The sequence below is a fragment of the Ruegeria sp. H9 genome, from assembly GCF_056532915.1.
In genome coordinates, this window is sequence record NZ_JBQFNX010000004.1 from 33,796 (window position 1) to 59,709 (window position 25,914).

General features: G+C 57.1%; 28 protein-coding genes and 1 riboswitch. Of the genes, 15 read left to right on the top strand and 13 right to left on the bottom strand.

Annotated features, from left to right (window positions below; translation table 11 throughout):
- Positions 1–17: 17 nt before the first annotated feature.
- From ACR0CZ_RS16135 to ACR0CZ_RS16160, 6 genes are all read right to left on the bottom strand, one after another.
- Positions 18–1,112 carry a Zn-dependent alcohol dehydrogenase gene (locus tag ACR0CZ_RS16135; RefSeq protein WP_170397613.1) on the bottom strand — a complete coding sequence of 365 codons (1,095 nt, stop codon included), beginning with the start codon at positions 1,110–1,112 and terminating at the stop codon, positions 18–20.
- 214 nt (positions 1,113–1,326) lie between these two features.
- Complete coding sequence (locus ACR0CZ_RS16140; protein ID WP_480537217.1) at positions 1,327–2,040, bottom strand: alpha/beta fold hydrolase; 714 nt, start codon at positions 2,038–2,040, stop codon at positions 1,327–1,329.
- 11 nt (positions 2,041–2,051) lie between these two features.
- Entirely contained in the window at positions 2,052–2,840 is a 789-nt protein-coding gene (gene pcaD, locus ACR0CZ_RS16145) for a 3-oxoadipate enol-lactonase (RefSeq protein WP_170397605.1), read from the bottom strand.
- 75 nt (positions 2,841–2,915) lie between these two features.
- On the bottom strand, positions 2,916–3,890 hold the full coding sequence (locus ACR0CZ_RS16150; protein ID WP_170397602.1) for a threonine/serine dehydratase family protein: 975 nt from the start codon (positions 3,888–3,890) through the stop codon (positions 2,916–2,918).
- Positions 3,887–4,714 (bottom strand): alpha/beta fold hydrolase, encoded by an 828-nt coding sequence (locus ACR0CZ_RS16155; protein ID WP_170397599.1) that lies wholly within the window; start codon positions 4,712–4,714, stop codon positions 3,887–3,889. The genes ACR0CZ_RS16150 and ACR0CZ_RS16155 overlap by 4 nt, the downstream gene beginning before the upstream one ends.
- Positions 4,714–5,400 (bottom strand): haloacid dehalogenase type II, encoded by a 687-nt coding sequence (locus ACR0CZ_RS16160; RefSeq protein WP_170397595.1) that lies wholly within the window; start codon positions 5,398–5,400, stop codon positions 4,714–4,716. Before ACR0CZ_RS16160 ends, ACR0CZ_RS16155 begins: the two co-directional genes overlap by 1 nt.
- Positions 5,401–5,524: 124 nt before the next feature.
- On the opposite strand from ACR0CZ_RS16160, the gene ACR0CZ_RS16165 reads away from it, so the two are divergent.
- Positions 5,525–5,953, top strand: coding sequence for an FKBP-type peptidyl-prolyl cis-trans isomerase (locus tag ACR0CZ_RS16165; protein WP_170397592.1), 429 nt, complete (start codon positions 5,525–5,527; stop codon positions 5,951–5,953).
- Between the two features lie 11 nt (positions 5,954–5,964).
- Here ACR0CZ_RS16165 and ACR0CZ_RS16170 read toward each other — a convergent pair whose 3' ends face one another.
- Genes ACR0CZ_RS16170 through fabA form a run of 4 tightly spaced genes read right to left on the bottom strand, consistent with a single transcriptional unit; the run spans position 5,965 to position 8,779 of the window.
- The gene (locus tag ACR0CZ_RS16170; protein WP_170397589.1) at positions 5,965–6,153 is read right to left on the bottom strand and encodes a hypothetical protein; all 189 of its coding nucleotides are present in this window, start codon (positions 6,151–6,153) and stop codon (positions 5,965–5,967) included.
- A 59-nt stretch (positions 6,154–6,212) separates the two neighbouring features.
- Positions 6,213–7,004, bottom strand: coding sequence for an enoyl-ACP reductase FabI (locus tag ACR0CZ_RS16175; protein ID WP_170397587.1), 792 nt, complete (start codon positions 7,002–7,004; stop codon positions 6,213–6,215).
- Positions 7,005–7,009: 5 nt separating this feature from the next.
- A complete protein-coding gene (fabB, locus tag ACR0CZ_RS16180; RefSeq protein WP_170397584.1) occupies positions 7,010–8,239 on the bottom strand; it encodes a beta-ketoacyl-ACP synthase I in 1,230 nt (409 codons plus the stop codon).
- Positions 8,240–8,269: 30 nt separating this feature from the next.
- On the bottom strand, positions 8,270–8,779 hold the full coding sequence (fabA, locus tag ACR0CZ_RS16185; protein WP_170397581.1) for a bifunctional 3-hydroxydecanoyl-ACP dehydratase/trans-2-decenoyl-ACP isomerase: 510 nt from the start codon (positions 8,777–8,779) through the stop codon (positions 8,270–8,272).
- A gap of 187 nt (positions 8,780–8,966) precedes the next feature.
- Here fabA and irrA point away from each other — a divergent pair, with 187 nt between their 5' ends.
- Positions 8,967–9,383: an iron response transcriptional regulator IrrA gene (irrA, locus tag ACR0CZ_RS16190; RefSeq protein ID WP_170397577.1), complete on the top strand. Its 417-nt coding sequence runs from the start codon at positions 8,967–8,969 to the stop codon at positions 9,381–9,383.
- A gap of 3 nt (positions 9,384–9,386) precedes the next feature.
- On the opposite strand, the gene ACR0CZ_RS16195 is transcribed toward irrA, so the two are convergent.
- Positions 9,387–10,283 (bottom strand): LysR family transcriptional regulator, encoded by an 897-nt coding sequence (locus tag ACR0CZ_RS16195; protein ID WP_170397574.1) that lies wholly within the window; start codon positions 10,281–10,283, stop codon positions 9,387–9,389.
- Positions 10,284–10,368: 85 nt separating this feature from the next.
- Here ACR0CZ_RS16195 and ACR0CZ_RS16200 point away from each other — a divergent pair, with 85 nt between their 5' ends.
- Positions 10,369–11,166 (top strand): phytanoyl-CoA dioxygenase family protein, encoded by a 798-nt coding sequence (locus ACR0CZ_RS16200; protein WP_170397571.1) that lies wholly within the window; start codon positions 10,369–10,371, stop codon positions 11,164–11,166.
- 3 nt (positions 11,167–11,169) lie between these two features.
- Here ACR0CZ_RS16200 and ACR0CZ_RS16205 read toward each other — a convergent pair whose 3' ends face one another.
- A complete protein-coding gene (locus ACR0CZ_RS16205) occupies positions 11,170–12,033 on the bottom strand; it encodes a hypothetical protein (RefSeq protein WP_480537216.1) in 864 nt (287 codons plus the stop codon).
- Positions 12,034–12,153: 120 nt separating this feature from the next.
- Here ACR0CZ_RS16205 and miaB point away from each other — a divergent pair, with 120 nt between their 5' ends.
- The 10 genes from miaB to cmk all read left to right on the top strand — a co-directional run bounded on the left by miaB (position 12,154) and on the right by cmk (position 22,670).
- Positions 12,154–13,473 carry a tRNA (N6-isopentenyl adenosine(37)-C2)-methylthiotransferase MiaB gene (miaB, locus tag ACR0CZ_RS16210; RefSeq protein ID WP_480537215.1) on the top strand — a complete coding sequence of 440 codons (1,320 nt, stop codon included), beginning with the start codon at positions 12,154–12,156 and terminating at the stop codon, positions 13,471–13,473.
- A 165-nt stretch (positions 13,474–13,638) separates the two neighbouring features.
- Complete coding sequence (locus ACR0CZ_RS16215; RefSeq protein ID WP_170397562.1) at positions 13,639–14,403, top strand: outer membrane beta-barrel protein; 765 nt, start codon at positions 13,639–13,641, stop codon at positions 14,401–14,403.
- A gap of 146 nt (positions 14,404–14,549) precedes the next feature.
- Positions 14,550–15,572, top strand: a complete 1,023-nt coding sequence (locus ACR0CZ_RS16220) for a PhoH family protein (RefSeq protein ID WP_170397559.1) — start codon at positions 14,550–14,552, stop codon at positions 15,570–15,572.
- A gap of 41 nt (positions 15,573–15,613) precedes the next feature.
- Positions 15,614–16,108: an rRNA maturation RNase YbeY gene (gene ybeY / locus ACR0CZ_RS16225; protein ID WP_170397556.1), complete on the top strand. Its 495-nt coding sequence runs from the start codon at positions 15,614–15,616 to the stop codon at positions 16,106–16,108.
- Positions 16,109–16,144: 36 nt separating this feature from the next.
- Positions 16,145–17,029, top strand: a complete 885-nt coding sequence (locus ACR0CZ_RS16230) for a hemolysin family protein (protein ID WP_170397541.1) — start codon at positions 16,145–16,147, stop codon at positions 17,027–17,029.
- Complete coding sequence (gene lnt / locus ACR0CZ_RS16235; RefSeq protein WP_170397538.1) at positions 17,026–18,558, top strand: apolipoprotein N-acyltransferase; 1,533 nt, start codon at positions 17,026–17,028, stop codon at positions 18,556–18,558. Before ACR0CZ_RS16230 ends, lnt begins: the two co-directional genes overlap by 4 nt.
- Positions 18,559–18,573: 15 nt before the next feature.
- Positions 18,574–18,622, top strand: a riboswitch (SAM-SAH riboswitch).
- A gap of 5 nt (positions 18,623–18,627) precedes the next feature.
- Positions 18,628–19,809 (top strand): methionine adenosyltransferase, encoded by a 1,182-nt coding sequence (metK, locus tag ACR0CZ_RS16240; RefSeq protein ID WP_480537214.1) that lies wholly within the window; start codon positions 18,628–18,630, stop codon positions 19,807–19,809.
- Between the two features lie 123 nt (positions 19,810–19,932).
- Complete coding sequence (trmB, locus tag ACR0CZ_RS16245) at positions 19,933–20,643, top strand: tRNA (guanosine(46)-N7)-methyltransferase TrmB (protein ID WP_170397532.1); 711 nt, start codon at positions 19,933–19,935, stop codon at positions 20,641–20,643.
- 69 nt (positions 20,644–20,712) lie between these two features.
- Positions 20,713–22,059 carry a 3-phosphoshikimate 1-carboxyvinyltransferase gene (aroA, locus tag ACR0CZ_RS16250; protein ID WP_170397529.1) on the top strand — a complete coding sequence of 449 codons (1,347 nt, stop codon included), beginning with the start codon at positions 20,713–20,715 and terminating at the stop codon, positions 22,057–22,059.
- Positions 22,056–22,670, top strand: a complete 615-nt coding sequence (cmk, locus tag ACR0CZ_RS16255; RefSeq protein ID WP_170397526.1) for a (d)CMP kinase — start codon at positions 22,056–22,058, stop codon at positions 22,668–22,670. The genes aroA and cmk overlap by 4 nt, the downstream gene beginning before the upstream one ends.
- Positions 22,671–22,696: 26 nt before the next feature.
- Here cmk and ACR0CZ_RS16260 read toward each other — a convergent pair whose 3' ends face one another.
- Positions 22,697–23,173 carry a YHS domain-containing (seleno)protein gene (locus ACR0CZ_RS16260; protein WP_170397523.1) on the bottom strand — a complete coding sequence of 159 codons (477 nt, stop codon included), beginning with the start codon at positions 23,171–23,173 and terminating at the stop codon, positions 22,697–22,699.
- A 219-nt stretch (positions 23,174–23,392) separates the two neighbouring features.
- On the opposite strand from ACR0CZ_RS16260, the gene ACR0CZ_RS16265 reads away from it, so the two are divergent.
- Positions 23,393–23,929 (top strand): hypothetical protein, encoded by a 537-nt coding sequence (locus ACR0CZ_RS16265; protein ID WP_170397520.1) that lies wholly within the window; start codon positions 23,393–23,395, stop codon positions 23,927–23,929.
- Positions 23,930–24,129: 200 nt separating this feature from the next.
- Positions 24,130–25,815: a tryptophan halogenase family protein gene (locus tag ACR0CZ_RS16270; protein WP_170397517.1), complete on the top strand. Its 1,686-nt coding sequence runs from the start codon at positions 24,130–24,132 to the stop codon at positions 25,813–25,815.
- Positions 25,816–25,914: the final 99 nt, after the last annotated feature.

The following is a 25,914-nucleotide window of genomic DNA, read 5'->3' on the forward strand; positions in this document are numbered from 1 at the left end:
TGTTCCTTTTGCGGGGTTCAGTCGCGATCAAACAAGATTACATTGCGTTTGGCCGCACCGGACTTGGTGTCTTCGATGGCCTCATTGATCTGTGACAGGGTCCAGCGACCCGAGATCAACTCGTCCAGTTTCAGCCGCCCCTGTTCATACAGATCGATCATCCAGGGGATGTCTCGCTGGATCACTACATCGCCCATTTTTGAGCCCACCATGCCCTGGCCAAGCGCGGCCAGCACGACGGGTTCGTAACTGGACATGTCACCAGAATGGGGCATCCCGATCATGATCGCCTTACCGCCCCGACCAAGATAACGCGGGGCCTGATCATAGGCGGGGATTGCACCAACAGTAATCAAGACGGCGTCTGCGCCACGTCCGCCCAGCGCCTTGTAGGCGGCTTTCCACGGCTCTTTCTGGCTGGCCAAAACACCATGGGTCGCGCCGAACTCCATTGCGATATCCAGCTTATCCTGTGTCATATCGACCGCAACGATACGGCGAGCTCCGGCAATACGTGCGCCTTGGATTGCGTTCAAGCCGACGCCCCCGGCGCCGATGACAACCACGTCCTGCCCGGGGCGAAGCTGGGCGGCGTTGACTGCTGCACCAACACCGGTGATCACCCCGCAGGACAGCAGGCTGGCAAGGTCCTTGGGCAGCGTTTCGGGAATGCGGACGATTTGTCGGTGGCTGACAACTACCTTTTCGGCAAAGGCCCCGCATGCCATGGCCTGTTCCAGCGCATCACCGTCGGCAGTCTGCAGCGGACCTTTCACCGTGTCATAAGGTGTTTCACAAATGGTGGGCATGCCACCGGCACAGGACGGGCAGGACCCGCAGGCGCGGATCAAGGTTACCACAACGGGATCACCAAGTTTGAAATCCCCTGCGCCTTCGCCAACAGCAGAAACGATGCCAGCCGCTTCGTGCCCGTAAACCGCGGGCAAGTGGCCGCCCCATGCGCCGCTTGCAAAGGAAATGTCCGAATGGCAAATCGCCACTGCATCCAGCGTGACCTCGACCTCGCCCATGCCGGGTGGTGCGATCAGGATGTCTTCGATGACCAGAGGTTCGCCGAAGGCCCGGCATACGGCTGCTTTGATGGTTTGCATGTGTTTTCCCGCTCCCTAACGGGATCACGGTGACCCGTCCCGGCGGGACCTGCAAGGTGGAAACCGTCACGGATGTGTCGTTGTTCTGCCAAAGTGGGGTAGACGCAAAAGAATCCACCTATTGATAAGCGTTGTGTGGGTCATCGGTTCAGTGTGCGACAACCAAACAGATCGGCGCACGGCGTATCGGGGTCGGGACATCGACGGTGGCTGGCTACATTCGTTGCGAGATCTGGTGCATCAACCCGGCAAGATGCTCAGGATGCGAAAAAAACGGCGAGTGAGAGCTGTCTATCGTGAGGTGCATATCAGGGTCCGCACAACCCGCCATCTCGGCCTGATATTCGGTTGGAACGATTCGGTCATCGGTAGTTCTGATGTACCCTTTTGGAACGCGCGCGAAGTTATCGCCGACGTCTAGTGGGGTAGTCTGCGGTGCGATCGCCTGGGGGCACAGGCGCGCGAATGCATAGGCAACCACCTCGCGCGCGCAGTCGTGATAAAGCAGGTCGTGCACCTGATCCGGTACCACCGAATACGACAACCCGTCGCCGGATACTTCGACGGCATTTCCGATCAGTTGGCGTGGGGCTCGTTTGCGCATTTCGACCATAGATAGCCCGGATTTCGGAACATAGGCACTTAGATAAATCACACCTCGCATGGCGTTCGGGTCGGTCTCGGCAGCCGCACTTACTGGATATCCACCCCACGAGTGCCCTAAGATGATGGTCTTTGGTGTCGAAGCCTTCAGCACGGCATCTCTGCACGTTCCAAGGGTGACATCGCGGATAGGCGTCGGGTCCGAGCCGTGGCTTGGCATATCGATGGCGCGGGCGGTATGTCCGAATGTGGTCAATTCCGTGATCAGATCGCGCCAGCACCAGGCACCGTGCCAAGAGCCATGTACAAGCAAGAAATCTGCCAACAATCCCTCCTTCAAATATGTCCGATCTCGGTCAGAAAATCACCAATCAATTGGGCAAAGTCCTGAGGGCGCTCGACGCAGGGCAGGTGGCCTGCCTTTCGGATCAGCGCAAAGCGTGAACCAGGGATCAGATCGACCGTTTCGCGCACCAGATCGGGCGGGGTTGAGCCGTCTTCGCTGCCCGCAATCCCCAAGGTCGGCAGGCGCAATCCGCTGGTTGGCGTATAGAAATCGGTGCCCGAGATTGCAGCGCAACAGCCCAGATAGCCATCGACCGGTTGTCGGACCATCATGTTGCGCCAAAGCGTCATCTCGGCGCTGGCGCGAAATGATTTCGAGAACCACCGATCCATGGTGGCATCCGCCAGTGCCTCGATCCCGCCGGTACGGACAGCATCCATACGATGCTGCCACATCTTGGGAGTGCCGATCTTGGCGGCCGTATTCGACAGCACCAGCGCGCGGATCTGATCCATACGCTTGACCGCCAGGCCCTGCGCAATCATGCCACCGACGGACAGACCCACGAATACGCAATCCTTGACTTCTAGATAATCCAGCAATTGCTCGGCGTCGCGCACCAGATTTCCCATGGAATAGGGCGCTGAAGGTGCTGATGACAATCCGTGCCCGCGTTTGTCGTACCTAATGATGCGCAGGCCTTTGGGCAGTAGCGACAATATCGGGTCCCACAGCCGCATATCCGTACCCAGTGAATTAGCAAACACGATGGGGGCGCCAGCGGCGTCGCCATCAATTCGGTAGTGTATCCGAACATCTTTGAGGTCAGCGATATGCATGTTTAGCGTCCCCGTCTGCTCAGGGTGTCGGTTAAAACGACTACGATCGGATTTTGCACCGGCTGTAAGCGATTGTCAGGTAAGGAATTCCAACGCCCGTTCAAAGATCTGCGGATCCACGTTGCCGCCCGAGGCGACTACGATCACCGCATCCCCATCAATCTGATCCTTGCGAAACAGGGCGGAGGCCAGCGAAACAGCTCCGCCCGGTTCCAGCACGATCTTCAGACGCAGAAACGCAAGGGCCATGGCGCGTAGTGATTCCTGTTCAGATACCGACAGACCAGGGCCGCAAAGCCGCTGTAGGATGGGAAAGGTAATCTGCCCCGGCTGTGGCGTCAGGATTGCGTCGCAGATATTTCCCGAAGTAGCGTCGTTGCTTTGGATCGTCCCGCTTGCCAGCGAGCGTTTCACGTCTTCGAACCCTTCAGGCTCGCATGGACGAGGGCGCAGACCGGGCGCGTGACGCTCTAATGCCAGCGCTATACCAGATGTCAGCCCGCCGCCGCCACAGCAGATCAGCACGTCACCTTCGGTCACGCCCAGCGCCCGTGCCTGACGCGCCAGCTCCAGTCCCGTTGTTCCCTGGCCAGCGATCACTTGCGGTTCGTCATAAGGCCGGATCAAGGTCAAACCGCGCTCGGCAGCCAATGCCTCGCCGATGTCTTCGCGGCTTTCGCTGGCGCGGTTATAAAGGACGACCTCACCGCCCAGCGCGCGGGTGTTTTCAATCTTCAGCTTCGGCGCATCCGAGGGCATGACGATGACGGACGAGACTCCATGTTGAGCCGCTGCATAGGCAACACCCTGTGCGTGATTGCCCGAGGAATAGGCGATGACGCCCCGGTTGCGCGCCGCCTCATCCAATGCCGAAATAGCTGACCACGCGCCGCGAAATTTGAAGCTGCCGGTGTGTTGCAGGCATTCGGGTTTGATCAGCACGCGGCGACCCGCGATTTCATCCAGGAAAGGCGATGACAGAAGTGGCGTCTCGCGCACGTGACCTTTCAGCCGCTCGGCGGCGGATTCGATCATGTCTATGTTGCTCATTTGGCGTCCAGTATCTTGCGGATCAGGTCTAGGGATTGAGGCTCGTTCAGGAACGGGACATGTCCTCGGTCCGGCACTTCGGTCGAGATCAATTCGGGGTGGTGTGCGTGCATCTTCTGCACCGTGGCTTTGCTCAACAAGTCGGAATTTGCACCGCGGATCACGCCGGTGTGGATCGTGCTCAGGGCGTCGAACAAAGACCACAGATCCGGCGTTGGGGTGATGGCGGCCTGCTCGATCAACGCTTGTCGCAATGCGGGGTCATAGCGCAACTCCAGCCCGGTATCGGTTTGAATGTATTGATGTTCTACCTGCTGTTTCCAGACGTCCTGAGCAACGCCGGGGAACTGAGGTGCCATCATCGCGTGCAGGACCTGCGCAGCCTCATCATAGGATTGTGAACTTGGGGGATTGCCGACATAGTCCATAATCTTGGCAATGCCGGCGGGTTCGATTACCGGGCCAACGTCATTTAATATCACACCTGCCAGACGGTCAGGATGGCTGGCGGCCAAGGCCATGGCGATCAGCCCCCCGCGTGATGTGCCCAACAGGGTCACTTTCTTCAAGCCCAGTTGATCCAGCAGTTCAACCGCATCCAGCCCCTCGCGCAGGATGTTGTAATTCATGTAGTTCGCATCAAAATCGGACTTGCCGCGCCCGCGATAATCCATCGCAATCATACGAAGATCACTCATATGTGGCGCAAGAAATGAAAAGTCGCGGCAGTTGCGCGTCAAGCCAGCCAAGCAAAGCAGAGGATGGCCCGTGCCGGTATCTTCATAGTACAGGCGTTTGCCGTCCGAGGTGGTGAAATATGCCATCAAAGCCCTGCCAATTGTGGGATCGTCGTCAGGTCCGGCAGCACATGTGCAGGATTCCACGGCAGGCGATCCATTGGTTCGCCAGCGCGGTTGACCCAAGCTGTGACAAATCCATAGCCACTGGCCCCGGCAGCGTCCCACCCGTTTGAGCTGACGAACAGCACTTCATCGCGCGCGCAGCCGAAGCGGTTCTGCACCAGATCGTATACGCTGGCATGGGGTTTGAAGACCCCCACGCTTTCGACCGACAGAACATCATCCAGCACATCACCGATCCCGGCAGACTGCACCGCCCCGTTCAGCATCGGGGGTGAACCGTTGGACAAGATGGCGGTCTGCAACCCACCGGCCTTCAGCGCCTTCAACATATCGGGGACCTCGGGGTAGGCCTGCAATTCCCAATACAAATCAAGCAGACGCTGCCGAAGGGTGATATCCCCTTGAAGGCCAACCGCTTCCAAGGCCCAATCCAGCCCATCTTGCGTGACATCCCAAAAGTCACAATGCGCATCAGCGACAGCACGCAACCAAGTATATTGCAGTTGCTTTAAACGCCAGTGATTGGCCAACTCGGGCCATTTATCAGCCAACGTTTCGAACTCCGGTTCCGCTGCGGCCTGCCTTGCGGCGGCGGCCACGTCAAACAGAGTGCCATAAGCGTCGAATACACACGTGGTGATAGCCATCCGATCCTCCCCTGATCGGGCGCAGGTAAACACAACCGGTTCCGGGGTTAAAGAGGGCAGGGTTTACAATGCTGTGTCAGCCTCTAGGCTGCGCCGTTCATTTCTTTTCAGGCCGGAGGCCATCATGACCGCAATCAAACAAGGCGACACGGTTCGCATCCACTACACCGGAACTCTGCTGGACGGCAAAGTCTTCGACAGTTCCGAGGGGCGCGATCCGTTGGAGTTTGCGGTTGGTTCCGGGCAGATCATACCCGGTCTGGACGCTGCCCTGCCGGGCATGGAGATTGGCGAGAAGAAGCGTGTCGAGATCGATTGCGTTGACGCCTATGGCCCGATCAATCCGGGCATGCGGCAGCAGATCCCGCGTGAAGGCATCCCGGATGACATTCCGCTTGAACCCGGCACGCAGTTACAGATGCAAACTCCTGACGGTCAGGCATTGCCAGTGACTGTCGTCGAGGTAGATGAGGCGACGGTGACCTTGGATGCAAATCATCCATTAGCGGGGCAAGATCTGGTCTTCGATATCGAAATCGTTTCGATCAACTGACGCTGATTGGATCAAAGGCCCGGGATATGTGACAACAACGGCTCAATCGCATCGCGCACGGGCGGTTGGGTCAGAAACACAAAGGCAATCAGCAGCGATGTGAGAATCAGCAGCAAAAGACGCGCACGTCCGCTTCCTGATTTGCGTTTCAAAGCTGGCGAGCGCGTGTTGCTCGCAAGGATCTGTTCAAGTTTGCTCATATCGTAATCCCTGCGGGGCAAAGATGTTCAAATCTTGGCACCCGCAGGGAAAGATATAGTCACATGGCCTCTGGCTGGGGCATGCCCAGAATATGATACCCGCCATCGACGCGGATGATCTCACCCGAAGTATAGCTGCCGGCGTCGGACGCAAGATACACGGCGGTGCCTCCGACGGCCTCCAGCGTGGCATTCGAACGCATCGGTGCGTTCTGGTCGCAGAACTTGTAGGTCTTGCGTGCACCACCAATAGCCGCACCCGCCAATGTTTTCATCGGGCCGGGCGAGATGGCGTTCACGCGAATACCCTCGGGGCCCAGATCGTTCGCCAGATAGCGCGTCGCCGATTCCAGCGCAGCCTTGGCGACGCCCATGACATTGTAGTTTGGCACAACCTTGTTCGATCCCTGATAGGTCAGGGTCAACAATGTGCCGCCATTGTCCTTCATCAGCGGATAGGCGCGACGGGCAACTTCGATGAACGAATAGGCCGACACATCCAGCGAGTGTTTGAAGTTTGCCCGCGTGGTGTTCAAGAATCGACCGGTCAGTTCGGACTTGTCCGAATAAGCGATAGCGTGGACAACAAAATCTATTGTTGGCCAGCGGGCGGACAACTCGCCAAACGCGCGATCCAGTGAATCATCATCGGTCACATCCGCATCGACCATGAAGTCGCTGCCCAAGCTTTGGGCCAGCGGTTCAAGCCGTTTGCCAAACGCCTCGCCCTGATAGGTGAAAGCCAACTCAGCGCCTGCTTCGTGCATGGCTTTGGCGATGCCCCACGCGATAGAGCGGTCATTAGCCACGCCCATGATCAGGCCGCGTTTACCCTTGAGAATATCCGACATCTTGTTCACCCGTTATACTTCGACAGAACCATGGATCCGTTGGTGCCGCCAAAGCCGAAGCTATTGGTCATCACGCTGTCCAAGCCTGCGTTTTCAACCACTTGAGTTGCAATTTCACCGGGCAGGATGCCGTCGGCAAGTGTGTCGACATTGATCGACGGAGTAATGAAATCATGTTCCAGCATGAGCAGGCAGAAGATCGCCTCAAGCGCGCCCGCTGCGCCTTGCGCGTGACCGGTCATCGATTTTGTCGATGAAATCGGAGGCACACTGCCTTCACCAAAGATACGGCGTACGGCTTCGACTTCTCCGACGTCGCCCACTGGGGTCGAGGTGCCGTGGGCATTGATGTAGCCGACCTTGCGGCCTTCGGGTACAGTCGACAGCGCCAGACGCATCGCGCGCTCGCCGCCTTCGCCGGATGGTGCCACCATGTCGTGCCCATCAGATGTCGCGGCATAGCCGGTTACTTCGGCATAGATTTTCGCACCGCGTGCCAGCGCATGCTCGAGGTCTTCCAGAACCACGATGCCGCCACCGCCGGAAATCACAAATCCGTCGCGGTTCTGATCGAATGCGCGCGAGGCTTTATCAGGTGTGTCGTTGTACTTGGACGACATCGCACCCATCGCGTCGAACAGGCAGGACAGGGTCCAGTCCAGCTCTTCTCCTCCACCTGCGAACATCACATCCTGCTTTCCCAGCATGATCTGTTCAGCCGCATTGCCGATGCAGTGCAGCGAGGTCGAGCAGGCCGAGGTGATCGAGTAGTTGATACCTTTGATTTTGAACGCGGTCGCCAAGTTCGCAGAAATCGTCGAACACATGCACTTTGGCACTGCAAACGGGCCGATCCGTTTGGTTGCGCCGGTTTTCAGCACGGTTTGGTGCGCAGTCAACATCGCGCTGGTCGATGGTCCACCCGAACCTGCCACCAGACCTGTGCGCGGATTGACCACCTGATCTTCGGTCAGCCCGGCGTCCGCGATGGCCTGATTCATCGCGATATGGGCATAGGCAGCACCAGGACCCATGAACCGCAGGGTCCGCTTGTCCACGTGATCGGCCACATCGATTTTCAGCGAACCGGCGATCTGGCTGCGAAAGCCGTGCTCGACCATCTGTTCGCTTGCTACGATGCCGGATTTGCCTGCTTTGAGCGAGGCGAGCACCTCTTCGGCATTGTTCCCGATCGAGGACACAACCCCCAGACCGGTGACGACTACTCGACGCATGTGCGTACTCCTTATTGCGGCCGGTCAGGCTCAGGCGTCTGACAGAACGACCTTCATATCCTTGACGTCGTATATCAATTCGCCATCGGCTTCGACGATGCCATCTGCCACACCCATGGTCAGGCGGCGCGTCTGGATCGCCTTTTTGAAATCAATCTTATAGGTCAGCATCTTCCGGTCCGGGCGCACCATGCCGGTCAACTTGACCTCTCCGACGCCAACTGCCATGCCACGTCCTTGCCAGCCGCGCCAGCCGAGGTTGAAGCCGGTCAGTTGCCACAAACCGTCCAGGCCCAGACAGCCGGGCATGATCGGATTGCCAGGGAAATGGCAGTCAAAGAACCAAAGCTCAGGTGTGATATCGAATTCGGCCAGCACATGACCCTTGCCATGCGCTCCACCGTCGCCGGAAATCTCGGTAATGCGGTCCATCATCAACATCGGCGGAGCCGGCAACTGCGCGTTGCCAGGGCCAAATAGTTCGCCGCGGGCGCATTTCAGCAGATCGTCCTTGTCAAAACTGCTCGGGAATTGGGCCATTCTGCCGCCTCTCCTGCCTGGGTCCGTTTATTACATCTGGCCTCGTCTATCACCCGTATGCAAGGTCCTGCAAGACCAGCACTCCATATCTTGTTGTGACTACAATATTCTTTGCGAATGAATTTCATTTGAAATTGCAGGCAGGGCGCACTTATATTAGGGGCAGCAAAACACAGGTATCGGATTCATGACACCTCAGAGCCGTGAGATCGCTGCAAATTGGTTGGTTGACGCAGGTTTGCGCCCCACGCGCCAAAGGGTTGCTTTGGCCGAATTGCTTGTGGGCGACGGTCTGCATCGTCATGTGACAGCGGAAAGCCTGTTTGAATCCGCAAAAGCCAAAGGTGACGCGGTTTCGCTGGCGACCGTATACAACACATTGCGGGCGTTTTGCGATGCCGGGGTGCTTCAAGAGATAACTGTTGACGGGTCCAAAAGCTATTTCGACACCAACACGCATGACCATCCGCATTTCTATTGGGAAGACGAAAGCCGTCTGAGCGATGCACCATCCGACCAATTGGTGATCCAACAATTGCCGGAAGCTCCTGAAGGCGTCGAAATCGCATCGGTCGATGTGGTGATCCGCCTGCGGAAGAAGTAACCTCTAATCCTTACATAACAACGTAACCAACGCATGCTCAGCCTGCATGATCATTGGATCTGTCGGCCCCGTGCCATGCCGTGCCAATACAACAGATTCGGTTGCATCTGGATCGGTGATCGGCAGGCTTATCACGCGGACCTGATCATAACTGAAGCCGTTTTTAGGGCTGGTATAGCTTATCCCGATGCCTTCCCCATGAGCGGCCAGGCTGCGCGAAAGCTCCAATGATTCCGCTCGGTGCGAGATTGTGGGGTTCAAACCTTTGCGTCTGAAAAGCGCGAGTACATGCTGTGCAGACAAACCCTCTTTAGACAGAATCAGTGGATATGACGCTAGCTCGGTCAGGGTTAGCTGCTTGGCCGCCGCCAGTGTATGATCAGGTGAAAGCAGTGCGTGTGGGGTGCTGTCGAACAACTTCTTGCAGGAAAAACCGGCATCCATGCCGAGGTCATAGGTGAGTGCAAAATCGTATCTGCCATCGATCAGGCCGGAAATCAGGCCTTCGAACGTCTCAACCCCGTGTGTCAGGACGACGTCGGGCAAAGCTTTTTGCAGGCGGTGCAGAGATTGGGCCAGAAGAAAGGGTGCCAGATCGACAAAGCATCCCAGGCGTAATCGGCGCTCGCCGGTTATCGGCTGCATTGACTGTTCCAAATGCGCAGCTCGCTTCAACAAGGCCTCGGCCTCTTCGATGAATTTGCGGCCCTGCGGGGTCAGCGCCATCGCGGCACCCCGTCTTCGGGCAAACAGTGGATATCCCAAACGTGATTCGACCCGGGTCAGCGCATTGGACAAGGCAGGTTGCGAAACATTTAGGCGTTGTGCCGCAGCAGACAGGCTGCCATGCCGACCGATGGCGCAAACATATTCGTACTGGCGCAGAGTGAGGTATAACATAAAGTTAATACCTAGTTTGAAAGATATGATTTGAACAGATGTCTTATTCATGCGCAGATCGGGCGACAAATCTAAGGAGACCGCAATGACTCACCCTCTTGTTTCTCAGGCCATGATCGACAACTTCCAGACGGACGGCGTTGTGTTGGTCAAAGGCCTGTTCGCCGATCATATTGAAACCCTACGGGCCGGGGTTGCCGCGAATATGGCCGAGCCGGGTCCTTATGCTTCGGAGAACAGGAAAGATGGCGAAACCGGCCGTTTTTTTGACGACTATTGCAACTGGTCCCGTATCCCGCAGTTTCGTGAAGTGATCGAAAAATCTCCTGCTGCTGAAGTAGCGGCCGATCTCATGCAGTCGCAATCCGTGCAAATGTTCCATGACCATGTTCTGGTGAAGGAACCCGGAACCTCGATGGCAACGCCGTGGCATCAGGATGGGCCGTACTATTTTGTGGATGGTCAACAGAATATCAGCTTCTGGTCACCGTTGGACCCGGTGAAACAAGCGACCTTGCGCTGCGTTGCCGGTTCGCACCGCTGGGAAAAAGAAGTGCTGCCTACGCGCTGGGTCTCGGAAGAAGGTTTCTTCCCCGACGAGGGCCAGTACATGCCGATTCCGGACCCAGATGCCGAAGGGATGAAGATTGTAGAATTTGAAATGGAGCCCGGTGACGCAGTGGCCTTCAACTATCGCACGCTACACGGGGCCCGAGGCAATACTTCCGATAGCCGACGCAGGGCATTTTCGCTACGATTGGTTGGTGATGATGCACGTTATGTCGAGCGTCCAGGCCGGACTTCGCCGCCATTTCCGGGACATGAAATGGTGCCGGGGCAGCGGCTGCGCGAGGACTGGTTCCCAGTTCTGCTACAGCGTTAGAACCTAGAACCACTGGCCCGATTCGATCAGGCCCAGATCCAGCAATTGGCGCGAGTCCCACTCGAACGGAGTTGAATGGTTCCAGCAGAAGTTTGAGATATCAAACGTCGATCCGGCGTTCGTCTTCAATGCTTTGGCCGCCCGGAACGAACAGATCGCGGCGGTCAGGTTGTTGTGCCACGGGCAGGCATAGGTGTTGTATTCTGCCTCGCTGAACGTGTGATCCGGCAGAAGTTTCAGATCGGCTTTTGCTTTGAACAGCGAAATCCGATCGATACGGCGCCGTTCATACGGGATATGATCTTCGAACCGCCAGCGCAGACCACCAGACATATCCAGTTGCCGCTCTAGCGGCTTGCCAGATGCGTCATACCGCGTGTGGGCGTAGTATCCGGTCTTGTCCAGCATTGCGTGATCGGGGGCCACTCCGTTTGGATAGGCCGTCAGATCATTCGCATAAAGATCGATCACATGGGTCAGCATGGCCTGGCGCCGTTCTTCAGAATGGAAGGCCAGTAACTCTCCGACCGAGCGGGTCTCGCAGAAAGGGTAGAATAGATATTCAGAGTTGTAGCAGTAGTATACCCATGCACCCTGAGCCGCCTGAATGATCCGATTGACGGCCTCAAATACGACGGTTCTCGGCGCGCAGGTCATCGTCACTCGATGAACCCTTTCCCCCAGCGCTTCATCCAGCGTGAATTCCTGGGGCAGGAATGTGATCACGGATTTGAACCCCAGCTTCAAATGATGGTGCAGCGTCCCTTCTAGCTCGACATTATCTTCGGCAAATATCAGTGCCACGGGTCCCTTGCTCAGGATCGACCGATCGGATTTCAGAAGGTGATCAAGGGATTCGTACTGCATCGTTGGTTTCGTTGCCGCCTTGCTGGAAATTCCCGCCAAATTCGGGTAATTGCGCCAGCATTGCAAGCGGCGTTCGATACGTATAGACGACGCCGACCCAGCGACTGCAAAGGCCAACCCATGTCTGAACCGAAAAAGCTGTTTATCAAGACCTATGGCTGTCAGATGAACGTCTATGACAGCGAACGCATGGCCGAAGCGCTGGGCGGACAGGGCTATGTCGAGACCAAATCGCCCGATGATGCGGATATGATCCTGCTCAATACCTGCCACATTCGAGAAAAGGCAGCTGAGAAAGTCTATTCCGAACTGGGCCGTTTCAAGGGCCTCAAGGCGGAAAAGCCGGACCTTAAAATCGGTGTCGCAGGTTGCGTCGCTCAGGCCGAAGGCGAGGAAATCATCCGCCGCCAGCCGCTTGTCGATCTGGTGGTGGGGCCGCAAAGCTATCATCGCCTGCCCGAGATGGAGGCGAAGACGCGCGCGGGTGAAAAGGCGCTGGATACCGAGTTCCCCGAAGAAGACAAATTCGAAACGCTCAAGAACCGCCCCAAGGCCAAGCGCGGACCGACGGCATTCCTGACCGTGCAGGAGGGGTGTGACAAGTTCTGTGCCTTCTGCGTTGTGCCCTATACACGCGGGGCCGAGGTCAGCCGCCCGGCAGATCGCATCCTGCGTGAGGCCCGCGATCTGGTTGAACGCGGTGTGCGAGAGATCACGCTGCTGGGGCAGAACGTAAATGCCTATCACGGGGCTGGACCGGACGGAGACATGACCCTTGCCGGTCTGATCTGGGAATTGAACAAGGTCGACGGGCTAGAGCGCATACGCTTTACCACCTCGCACCCGAACGACATGGATGATGCGCTGATCGAAGCGCATGGCACCTGTGAGAAGTTGATGCCATATCTGCATTTGCCGGTGCAGTCGGGGTCGGACAAAATTCTAAAGCGGATGAACCGCAGCCATACGGCTGAAAGCTATCTGCGATTGATCGAGCGTATCCGAGAAGCGCGCCCCGATATTCTGATGTCCGGCGATTTCATCGTGGGCTTCCCGGAAGAAACGGAAGAGGATTTTCAGGCTACTCTGGATTTGGTCGAAGAGGTCAAATACGGCTACGCCTATTCCTTCAAATACTCGACGCGACCCGGCACACCTGCAGCAGAACGGCCACAGGTCGAGGCCGAAGTGGCGGATGAACGCCTGCAGCGCTTGCAAGGGTTGATCACGCGCCACCAGCGCAAGATTCAGGACTCGATGGTCGAAAGGACTGTTAATGTCCTGTTTGAAAAGCCTGGGCGGCAACCGGGCCAGATGGTTGGAAAATCCGAGTATCTGCATGCGGTTCACGTCGCGGACGCTGATATCGCGAGCGGCGACTTACGTAAGGTAAGGATAAAATCGTCTGGCGCGAACTCGCTGGGTGGTGAGTTGGTCTGATCCCTTGTGGCTGGCCCGCAAAGGGTTTTCGCCTTGAAATTTAACCCTTGATTTATGGCTTGGAACTATGTTCCGAGGAAGGCTAGATTTTTCTGGGCCGAATTTTGGGTGTCGACAAACTCATCGACCCCGCCTGAAGGCCCGCCTTTGCGGAGGGTACGAGTAGTGAGCTGGATACGTTTTCCGAGTGTAAACCTTTCCCGTGTTTTGTCGGCGACTGTCGTGTTGCTATCTTGCGCTGCCCCGACTTTGGCCGGCGATGTCGTCGGGGAAGTCACTGAGCCCGACGTAATCTCGTCTCAGCGTTTCGCGCGCGACGTCAATGCGTTCTATCTGGGGGTCAGCGCCGGACATGCCTCGGGCGGTTCGGACGAGTTTGGCCTGCGCGTGAACGACGGAGACACGTTTGCTGCGGGCGACCTTAAGCCAAGCGGAAATTTCGCAGGTTTTCGCGGTGGCTGGCGCGGAATTCTACCAGCCAGAGGTGGGCGCGACTATGTGTATGGACTGGAAGTCGGCTATGACTTTGGCACGCTCGATGACATCACCTCGTCCCGATCCGGTGGGGCAGAGGTCAGCGGCAGATCCGCGATCTCGGATGTATTGTCCATCCGCCTGCGGAACGGGCTGACGAACCGCAGCGGCAGTGTCCTCTATTTCGTGACTGTGGGTTATGTCCGCGGCGATATCACCACGTCAGGTTCACTAACTGATGCAAGCGGGACAAGCCGATTTGAGAGCGAGGACCGCCGACAAGGTTTCTCTGCCAGCTTGGGCGCTGAACACAAACTGAACGAAAATTGGTCGATCACCGGCGAGATCGAGTATCTGCAGTTCGAATCAAAAACGGTCGAACTGGGTCCGTCATTCTCGACCAAATCGACGCCAAGCTATCGCGGATTACGGATCGGGTTGAATTATACATTCTGATACCCGTGCGATTGGCGTTCATAGATGGCTGTTTCAGCGTTCATCGGCGCATTTGTCATGCGGTGTGCAAATTTTGAAACTGCCGCTTGCGTCTACCTCTACAGTTTGTCTACGCTCAAGATGAAACGCCAAGACAGGAGAACGGATTGGCCATCGGTGCCCTGACCCCACCGCAAGATGACATGCCCCAGCGTGAGGCGCTTGTTGAATTCCCCGACAACAGATTATTGATCGATTTATGCGGTGAATATGACCGCAACCTGACCGATATCGAACAGAAGCTCTCGGTGCAGATTGTGCGACGCGGCAATCAGCTTGTCGTGCTGGGCGACGAGGATTCGCAAAAGCAGGCGATTGAGGTTCTACAGGCCCTCTATACACGGCTCGAAGGTGGGCGTGATGTGGAAGCCGCAGATGTCGACCGCGAGTTGCGCATGGGCAATTCCGAGGTCGGAACTGGCACGCGCGATGGTGACCAGCTTGAGATGTTCAAGGGTGGCACGGTCGAGATCAAGACACGCAAAAAACTGGTCGAACCGCGCACCGACGCCCAGAAGGCATATGTGCAGTCGCTGTTCAACAACGAACTGGCCTTTGGCATTGGTCCCGCGGGCACCGGCAAAACCTATCTGGCCGTTGCGGCCGGGGTGTCCATGTTCATTGGCGGGCACGTTGACCGCATCATTCTCAGCCGTCCGGCGGTCGAGGCCGGTGAAAAGCTCGGTTACCTGCCCGGTGACATGAAGGATAAGGTCGATCCCTACATGCAGCCGCTTTATGACGCGCTGAATGATTTCCTGCCCGGAAAACAACTTGCCAAGCTGATCGAAGAAAAGCGGATCGAGATTGCTCCGCTTGCCTTCATGCGCGGTCGTACGCTGGCAAATGCATTTGTGGTGCTGGACGAGGCGCAGAATGCCACTACGATGCAGATGAAGATGTTCCTGACCCGGCTTGGTGAAGGTAGCCGGATGGTTATCACCGGCGACCGGTCTCAGGTTGACCTGCCGCGCGGTGTGCAGTCGGGTCTCAAGGATGCCGAACGGTTGCTGAAAACGATCCCGAATATCAGCTTCAACTATTTCACCTCGAAAGATGTCGTCCGCCATCCGCTTGTCGCCGCCATTATCGAGGCGTATGAGGCCGATGCGGGGCGCGAAACCGGATAACTTTCAAGGCGCCGATTGAAGCTGGGCTCGGAGCCAAAGGTATGAATCTGGAAATCACGCTTGAGGATGATCGCTGGCGCGGGCTGGAGCCTTTGGCCACGCGCGCAATTGCTGCTGTTCTGGAGTATTGCGATCTTGAGGCGGATCAATGCGAGATCAGCTTGCTGGGCTGCGATGATGCACGGATCGCTGAATTGAATGCTGAATTTCGTGAAAAATCCACGCCGACCAACGTCCTCAGCTGGCCTGCCGAAGAACTGGCCCCGGATCGGGCGGGAGACACTCCGCCGGCTCCGCAACCTGACTTTACTGGCGAAATCGTGCTGGGCGACATTGCGATCTCGTATGACACCTGCGCGCGCGAAGCAGCTGAAGCCGGCAAAAGCACCGACGATCACGTGACGCATCTGATCGTTCACGGTACACTACATTTGCTGGGGTATGATCACATTCGTGACTTCGACGCCACTTTGATGGAAAGGGTCGAGGTCGAGATACTTGGCAAACTGGGTATAGATGACCCATATAATGTATGACATGGGCACCTTTGCCCGATCATTTGGAACAGGATAATGGGCGAAACAGACGGCAGTTCTAGGGCGGCGCATGGCGCGCATTCTCAGAACAGCAGCAATGACAGCGACGAAAGAGGCGGGCTTTTTTCTCGACTCATCGACGTATTTTCTTCTCAGGGCGAAGAGACCAGCCAGCTAAACGGGGCAGAGGTCGTCAGCGCTCAGCCAAGGGGCATGATCAACCTGCGCAGAATGCGGGTCGAAGATGTTGCGATCCCAACAGCCGAAATCGTATCGGTCCCCTCGACAACCCCGAAAGACGAACTTGTCCAGATTTTCCGCGACAGCGGCTTGTCACGCATTCCTGTTTACGACGGCACGTTGGATACGCCCTTGGGGTTTGTGCATCTCAGGGACTTTGCGCTGACCCATGGCTTTAACGGCAATTCCTCCGAGTTCGATCTGAGGTCGATGCTGCGGACATTGCTGTTCGTGCCACCATCGATGCCAATTGGCGTTTTGCTGACCAAGATGCAGACAGAACGTCGCCATATGGCTCTGGTGATCGATGAATACGGTGGAGTCGATGGTTTGCTGACTATCGAAGATCTGATTGAACAGGTTGTCGGAGAAATCGCCGACGAACATGATGCCGACGAAGATCAACTATGGATACAAGAGAAACCCGGCTGCTACGTGGTTCAGGCGCGTGTACCACTTGAAGAGTTCGAGGCCGAGATTGGCCGCTCTCTGACCAGCCACGAAGATGTAGACGAAGAAGAGATCGACACATTGGGCGGTTTGGTCTTCATGCTCTCGGGGCGGGTTCCGGCGCGTGGTGAGGTTGTATGCCACCCCGAAGGTCCCGAGTTCGAGGTCATTGACGCAGACCCGCGCCGCATAAAACGGTTGCGTGTCATGCTGCCGGATATTGTTGCATGAACCCTGCCGAGGGGTGGCCCTTTTGGCTGCGATTGGTGCTGGCGGCGCTGTTGGGTGTCGCAGCGGCCAGTGGTCAGGCACCATTGGGATATTGGCCAATAAGCTTGCTGTCGCTGGTGCTGATAGCGCCGTTGTATCTGAGCACTGAGACAAATCGTCGAGCGGGTTTGCTGGGTTGGGTCTTCGCAACGGGCTATTTTGCGCACGCATTAAGCTGGATAATCGAGCCGTTTCTGGTTGATGTCCAACGCCATGCGTGGATGGCCCCTTTTGCTCTGATCTTTTTGTCAGGCGGGTTGGCCTTGTTCTGGGCGTTGGCCTTCGGAGTTTCGAAACGCATCGGTGGAGCGCCCGTCTTGCAGGGGGCTTTGCTGTCTGTAACGCTGGCGCTGGTCGAGTTTGCGCGTGGCTACATTCTGACCGGATTTCCTTGGGCAGGCATCGCGCAGATTTGGGTGGATACGTCGTTTGCCCAGACTCTGTCACTTGTCGGCCCTTATGGATTGGGAGCGCTGACACTGCTTGCCACAGTGCCATTGGGCGCAGCCTTGTTCAGCAATCGTACCCGAAGCGGCATCGTTGTACCTATCGCGTTGACCGCAGGCTGTGCGGCCTTGGCTTTGCTCTATGCAGCGAACCGACCTCCTGTCATGCCCTCTGGTCATATCGTGCGGCTGATTCAACCCAATGCACCCCAGGACCAGAAATGGGATCCTGCCTATGCGTCAGTGTTTTTCGCACGCCAACTTGAATTCACAGCGGCCGAGCCCCGCCCGGACCTAATCGTCTGGCCGGAAACCTCGGTCCCGGCATGGTTGGGCAGCGCGCAGCCCTATCTTTCAGCAATTGGCGAAGCTGCACAGGGCACCCCGGTAGTCCTGGGCATTCAGCGTGCCGATGGGCAGCAGATCTATAACTCGATGATCTATCTAAATGAGGAGGGTCAGCAAGACGGGCTATACGATAAACATCACTTGGTGCCCTTTGGGGAATATGTGCCATTTGGTGAAGTGATGGCAAGGTTCGGCATCTACGGGATGGCCGCAACCACAGGGAATGGCTTTAGCGCGGGACCGGGTGCCGCATTGATGGATGTAGGCGTGCTTGGCAAGGCGCTGCCGCTGATCTGTTACGAGGCGGTTTTCACGCAGGATATTTTATCCGCGCCGGATCGTGCGGATTTTCTTTTGCAGATTACAAACGACGCTTGGTTCGGAACGCGTTCCGGCCCGTATCAGCACCTCGCCCAGGCGCAGATGCGTGCAATCGAACAAGGCCTGCCGATGTTGCGCTCGGCCAATACCGGAGTTTCGGCAATGATTGACCCAGCGGGGCAGATCACCGAGGCGCTGGTGCTTGGGCAGGCGGGGTTTATCGACGCCGAATTGCCGCGCCCACAAACTCCGACCGTTTATTCCCGAATTGGTGATAGTCCGGTATTAGTAGCTCTATTGGTGCTATTCGCGCTGCTATGGCGACACACCCGGCGCGTAAACGACCAAATTCCGATTGACCCTGTCAAACGCTAAGCGTATTCGGTCGCACGCCTGTCACAACGGCTTCCTGACGTGGTGGGGTAAACTTAATGGAGCACATTCATGTCCCGACAGAATTATACTTTTACTTCGGAATCCGTTTCCGAAGGACACCCGGATAAGGTCTGCGATCGTATTTCCGATGCAGTACTAGACGCATTCCTGCGCGAAGAACCCGAGGCCCGCGTTGCCTGCGAAACTTTTGCCACCACGGATCGCGTGGTAATCGGCGGTGAAGTGGGTCTGTCGGATCGGGACAAGTTGCATGATTATATGGCGCATATCGACGATATCGCGCGGGCATGTATCAAAGATATCGGCTACGAGCAGGACAAGTTTCACCACGAAACCGTCGAAGTGACGAACCTGTTGCACGAGCAGTCGGCCCATATCGCGCAAGGCGTGGATGCTGCCGATAACAAAGACGAAGGTGCAGGCGATCAGGGCATCATGTTCGGCTATGCCACGACCGAGACGCCAGCGCTTATGCCTGCACCGATCCAATACTCGCATGCTATCCTTCGCCGTCTCGCTGAAGTTCGCAAAAATGGCAGTGAACCCGCCCTTGGCCCGGATGCAAAATCACAGTTGTCTGTTATCTATCGCGACGGCACGCCAGTCGGTGTCAGCTCAATCGTGCTGTCGACGCAGCACATGGATGAGGCGCTGACCTCGGGTGATATTCGCGCCATTGTCGAGCCCTATATCCGTGAAACCCTCCCTGACGGCTGGCTGACCGCCGAAACCGAATGGCACGTGAATCCCACCGGCAAGTTCGTCATCGGCGGTCCGGATGGTGATGCGGGTCTGACCGGGCGCAAGATCATCGTCGACACCTATGGCGGCGCAGCCCCTCACGGTGGTGGTGCATTCTCGGGCAAAGACCCAACCAAAGTAGACCGCTCGGCGGCTTATGCGGCGCGGTATCTGGCTAAAAATGTTGTGGCCGCAGGCATGGCTGAGCGCTGCACCATCCAGCTGAGCTATGCGATTGGTGTATCCAAACCGTTGTCGATCTACGCCGACACGCACGGAACCGGCCAGATTGCAGATGCAGTGATCGAAAAGGCGGTTGGGCAGGTAATGGATCTGACCCCGCGTGGTATTCGCGAGCACCTGCAACTGAACAAGCCGATCTATCAGCGGACCGCTGCTTATGGCCATTTTGGCCGTGAACCCGATGCGGATGGCGGATTTAGCTGGGAACGCACCGACCTCGCTGAGGCCCTGAAACAGGCGGTCTGAGCCAAACCAAGGCCTGCGCTCTGATGAGCGTCCTTCATCTGGCCAAAAATACTCCGGGGGTGTGGGGGCTATCCCCCACCTCCACCCTTGCCAGAGACAAGGCGTCGCAGTATGGGCTGCGCCATGAGTACGCAGACCCCACAGCGCCCCCGCAGAAACTTTTATGGCCGCTTCAAGGGAAAAACCCTGAAGCCCAGTCAAAAGACCTATCTGTCGGAAGACCTTGCTGCCTTGTCCCCCGGTCCGGTGGATTGGGACAGCAACCCTGAACGCAAGCCGCTCGATCTCGATGGTCTATTTGGCGGTAAACCTGTCTGGCTTGAGGTCGGATTTGGCGGCGGCGAGCATCTGGTGCATCAGGCGCAGCAAAACCCGGATATCGGTATCATCGGGGCTGAACCTTATATCAACGGCGTTGCAATGCTGTTGGGTAAAATCCGGCAGGCGGGTGTCGAAAACCTTGCCGTATACCCCGGTGATGCGCGGGATCTGTTTGACGTTCTGCCCGAGGCCAGCATATCGCGCGCCTTTCTGCTCTATCCCGATCCCTGGCCTAAGACCCGGCATCACCGACGCCGGTTTGTGACACCCGAACATCTGGAGCCTTTGGCACGCGCGTTAAAGCCGGGCGCAATTTTTCGCGTTGCAACAGACATCTCTGACTATGTGCGCCAAACGCTGGAAGAGGTGCCGCGGGCAGGCTTCGAATGGCTGGTCGAGCGCCCCGCCGACTGGCGTGAGCCGTGGGATGACTGGATTTCCACGCGCTACGAACAGAAGGCGCTGCGCGAAGGCCGTACACCCCATTACCTGACCTTCCGCCGCAAAGACTGATTGTCGCTGGACCAACCGGCCCCAATTCGCTAATCGGCCTGAGGACTGATAGCGAAAACAGGAGCCCCCATGTCCGGACACGGCACGCCCATCCCGATGACGTCGCAGCCTTGCGGCCCGCTGACAGGCACCGCAGAGGTGCCCGGGGACAAGTCGATCTCGCACCGGTCCCTGATCCTGGGGGCAATGGCTGTGGGAGAAACCAAGATATCGGGCCTGCTGGAAGGCGAGGACGTATTGGACACCGCTAAGGCCATGCGTGCCTTTGGGGCCGAAGTAACGGATCATGGCGGTGGTGAATGGTCGGTGCATGGCGTGGGCGTTGGTGGTTTTTCCGAACCAGATCAGGTAATCGATTGTGGCAATTCGGGCACTGGCGTGCGCCTGATCATGGGGGCGATGGCGACTTCTCCGATCACAGCGACCTTCACCGGAGATGCGAGCCTGAACAAACGTCCGATGGCGCGCGTCACCGATCCGCTGGCGCTGTTCGGAACCCAATCTGTCGGCCGAGACGGTGGACGTCTGCCGATGACCATTATCGGTGCTGCGGACCCCACCCCGGTGCGCTATGAGGTGCCTGTGCCGTCGGCGCAGGTGAAATCCGCCGTTCTGCTGGCAGGGCTTAACGCCCCCGGCAAGACCATCGTGATTGAGAAAGAAGCGACTCGCGATCATTCCGAACGGATGCTTGCGGGCTTCGGCGCAGAAATCACGGTCGAGGACACGGATGAAGGGCGCGTCATTACGCTGACCGGTCGGCCCGAGCTGAAGCCACAAGTCATCGCCGTGCCGCGCGACCCGTCCAGTGCGGCCTTCCCCGTCTGTGCCGCACTGATCACACCGGGCTCGGACGTGTTGGTCCCCGGTATCGGCCTGAACCCGACCCGCGCAGGCCTGTTCACCACGCTGCGCGAAATGGGTGCCGATCTGACCTACGAAAACGAGCGCGAAGAGGGGGGTGAACCGGTTGCCGATCTGCGTGCAAAATACTCGCCCAACATGAAGGGGATCAACGTCCCGCCCGAACGCGCGGCGTCGATGATCGATGAATACCCGGTGCTGTCTGTTGTGGCCGCAAATGCGACCGGCACAACAATGATGGGCGGCGTGAAAGAGCTGCGCGTCAAGGAAAGTGACCGGATCGACGCAATGGCCCGTGGCCTGCGCGCCAACGGTGTGACCGTGAACGAGGGTGACGAATGGTGGTCAGTCGACGGTCTCGGCATCGGCGGTGTGCCCGGTGGTGGGACCTGCGAAAGCTTCTTGGACCACCGCATTGCCATGTCGTTCATGGTCATGGGGATGGGGGCTAAAAAGGCGGTTTCGGTGGATGACGGCGGACCGATCGCAACGTCGTTCCCGATTTTTGAGCCTTTGATGGCCGCGCTCGGTGCCAAGGTCGAGCGTACATGAGATTCACCGTAGCTATCGACGGCCCTGCGGCGGCGGGCAAGGGGACGATTTCCAAGGGCGTTGCCGCGCATTTCGGGTTTGCGCATCTGGATACCGGTCTTCTCTATCGCGCGGTGGGGCGTCGTATGCTGCAAGGTGACGAACCGGTTGCAGCGGCAGGGTCCCTGACAGCAGAAGAATTGCAGCAGGGTGATCTGCGTACGGCTGAGATCGCACAGGCGGCCTCGAAAGTTGCGGTCATTCCTGAAGTCCGAAGCGCACTCGTTGATTTTCAGCGGGCGTTTGCCCGTCGCGCCGGAGGCGCCGTGCTGGACGGGCGCGATATTGGAACCGTGATTTGCCCAAACGCTGAGGTCAAACTGTTTGTCACCGCCAGTCCCGAAGTCCGGGCGGAACGGCGATATCTTGAGCTTTCGGCCAAAGGTTCGGACGTGTCACGCGAACAGGTGCTTGCGGATGTCAAAGAGCGTGACTCACGTGACGCGGATCGCAACACTGCGCCGATGAAACCTGCAGATGACGCCGTGCAGCTTGATACGTCAAACCTGAGCATCGAGGCCGCTTTGGCACGGGCGCTCGAAACGATAGAACAGAACCTGCCCGCAGCCTGAAGTGGCTGCGGACAAGGGTCCGTCAGTTACAATTCACCAACTGCGATGCTCTTGATATTGGCCCACTGGTCATCTGCGGTTTTAGCGGTGCCGGTGACGTCTTTCAGGAAAGCAGCGCGGGTATCAGCATTCAGGAACAGATACAGCTTGCCGTCTGCGATCAGGTACTGATCCGGGTCGCCGTCGAACTTTTTGCCAACAGACACCCCGAACGAACAATAGCCACCGTGCTGGGGCAAGTAAGCCGCCGGATTGGCCTCGAACGCTTCAAGGTTTTCCGCGCTGGTGAAGTAATAGGATGCGCCGTCATAAGTCGCCGAATGATTGGCGAAGCCTTCGACCGGATTGCCATTGTTGACAAGCGCGACCAGATCGACGCCATGGGCTGCCAGGGGTGCACCAGCCGCCGACAGGCCTTTGGAGACGTTGATTTCGTCTGCGGCAAAAGCCGGAGCTGCCAGGGCCAGAGTTGCGGCTAATGCTGTAAGTGCGAGCGATTTCATAGTAGGGGTCCTTTCCCTTTTTGGTTCAAGGCTCGGGTCCGCCCCAAGCCGATGTAACTAAGTTAGAAAAGGTTATTCGGACGGGTAATCGCAGATAGGTCATGAGATTTTGCAGATCGTCCAAAGATCAGAGCGTTTTGCAAAAACTGTTCACATAGCTTTGTTTGGCCACCTGTCCGATGGCCGCCTAAGCTTGTTGGACAACCGTAGGAGTGGCTCATGATCAGACTAGCCCTGTTTTTGTTCTTTCTTGCAGGTAGCGTAGCTGCGCAGCAATCAGACGCGCCGGTGCCCGAGGCCGAACCTCCAATGACTTACGAGCGTCTGGGAAAAATCATCTTTGCGCTAGATCCCGAGGCGCAACCGATCGGGCCGGGGTTTGAGTTGACGATATCTGATGTGACGGTGCTGGTTGTCACCGATACCAATGCTGACCGCATGCGGGCGATGGTCGCGATCGGCAGTGCTGCGGATTTGTCGCCAGCCGATTTGCAACGGATGATGCAGGCAAATTTCGACAGCACGCTGGATGCGCGTTATGCGATCGCAAATGGCACCTTATGGGCTGCGTTCATTCACCCGCTTTCGCTGTTGCAAAGGGATCAGTTGATCTCGGGGCTGGCCCAGACTGTGAATATCGCCAACACCTATGGCACATTGTACACCGGTGGCGCGGCGGAATTCGGAGGGGGCGACAGCCATGATCTGCAGCGTGAGTTGATCGAAGAACTACTTAAAAAGGGTGAGGAAATCTAACACTCCGCTAAAACAGGTGCGCAGCCAGAAATCTGACGATGAATGTGCCTGCGGTCCTTGGCGTCATAGGCTCTAGCTGGATGCTGGAAAGCTGTTATAGTCCTTCCACAGCTAAATAAGGGAAAGCTGCTACGAAATCCCCAACACTCAAAAAAGGGGGAAGCAGCTAATAATTCCCAAGCCAACAGGGACAAAAAAATATGAATAATCGTTTGCGTAAGATCACCATCGTGGGTGGTGGTACGGCAGGTTGGATGACTGCGCTCATCCTGGACATGGTGTTCTCCCGCACGTCAGCACCCAAGGATCGCCCACGCATTTGCTTGATCGAAAGCCCCAACATCTCGACTGTGGGTGTCGGTGAAGCGACGGTGCCGCGTATGCCAGTCACGCTCCGTCAGGCGGGCATATCAGAGCGGGATTTCTTCCGCGAAACCAACGCATCGTTCAAGTTGGGAGTTAAGTTCTGCAATTGGAACAACGACGCCAAGGGCAATCGGATCGACTACGTAAACCCGTTTGCCCATGGTCAATTGCTGGAGGGATTGGAGGCTGCCGAGTATTTTCTGCGTTTTGGTAACGGGGATCGGGATTTCACGCAGTCAATCTCACCGCATGATGATCTGGCCCGGTTGTGCAAGGGTGCGCGCCCGTTGGGTGCACCTGAGTTCGAACAGCGGTTTGGCTATGCCTATCATCTGGATGCCGTGAAATTTGCGGGCATGCTGACAAAGGTCTGCGCCAAGCGCGGCGTCGAGCATATTCAGGATGAGGTGCAATCGGTCGAACTGGACAAGCAGGGCAATGTCAGCCACCTGATGTTAGAGCGCAAGGGACGCCATGACATTGAGATGGTCATAGATTGCACCGGTTTCCGGGGGTTGATCATCAATCAAGCGTTGGGCGAGCCGTTCATGGATTACTCGGACTACTTGCCCAACGACCGTGCCATGGCCTTGCAGATCGAGCACCCTAACCCCGAAAAGATCGAAAGCGTTACACGCTCGACCGCGCTTGGTGCGGGTTGGACGTGGCGTGTGCCGCTCTACAATCGTGTAGGTACGGGATATGTGTATTCATCCGCGCATCGGACCGATGATCAGGCGGCGGACGAATATCTTGAGTGGTTGGGCGACAGCGGCAAGGGGCTGACACCGCGCGTGATCCCCATGCGTGTTGGTCGTGTCCGCAATGCCTGGGTTAAGAACTGCTTGGCGATCGGTTTGTCTGGTGGATTTATCGAACCGCTTGAAAGTACCGCGATCCACATGATCGATCACGCGATCCGCTGGTTTGCCGAGCATCTGCCGACCCGCGATATCGAGCCCGCGCTGCGCAACCGATATAACCGGCAGATGAACAAGCTTTATGACGAGGTACTGGATTTTATCTGCCTGCACTACCGATTGGGTAACCGCACCGATGATCAATATTGGATCGACGCCCGCACCGAGATGAAGATTCCGGATCGGTTGGCCGAGAACCTTGAGCTGTGGCAGCATCGTCTGCCGATGGAACACGATATCGAGTTTGCGACGCTGTTCAATTTCCGCGTCTATCAGACGGTTCTTCTGGGCAAACAGGTGTATGATACGGGGTATGGCGAAGGTATCCGTGATCGTCTGCGACCGCTGAAGAAACCGATTTGGTTCCAGTGGTGGAAGGGGGCAAAAATGGACCTTGCGCAGATCCTCAAGACCATGCCGGATCACAAAACCCTGCTGCGAGATATCCGGGGCGAGTTGGAGAAGCCTGCCTTTGGCAAGGCCGCAATGGGGCAGCCGACTGTCGCAATGCCGGGCGCGAAACCGGCACCCGTGGTAATCGAGAACATGCCAAACCTCGCTGAGATTCAAAGCGGCAAGAAGGATCTGCAACTGTTCTAGCGCCGCATGGTATCATTCGGCAGAACTGACAAAGAAGGCCGGGGATCGGATCGCGTTTGCTTCGATGCCCGGACCTGATGTTCGGATTTTGTGGGATTG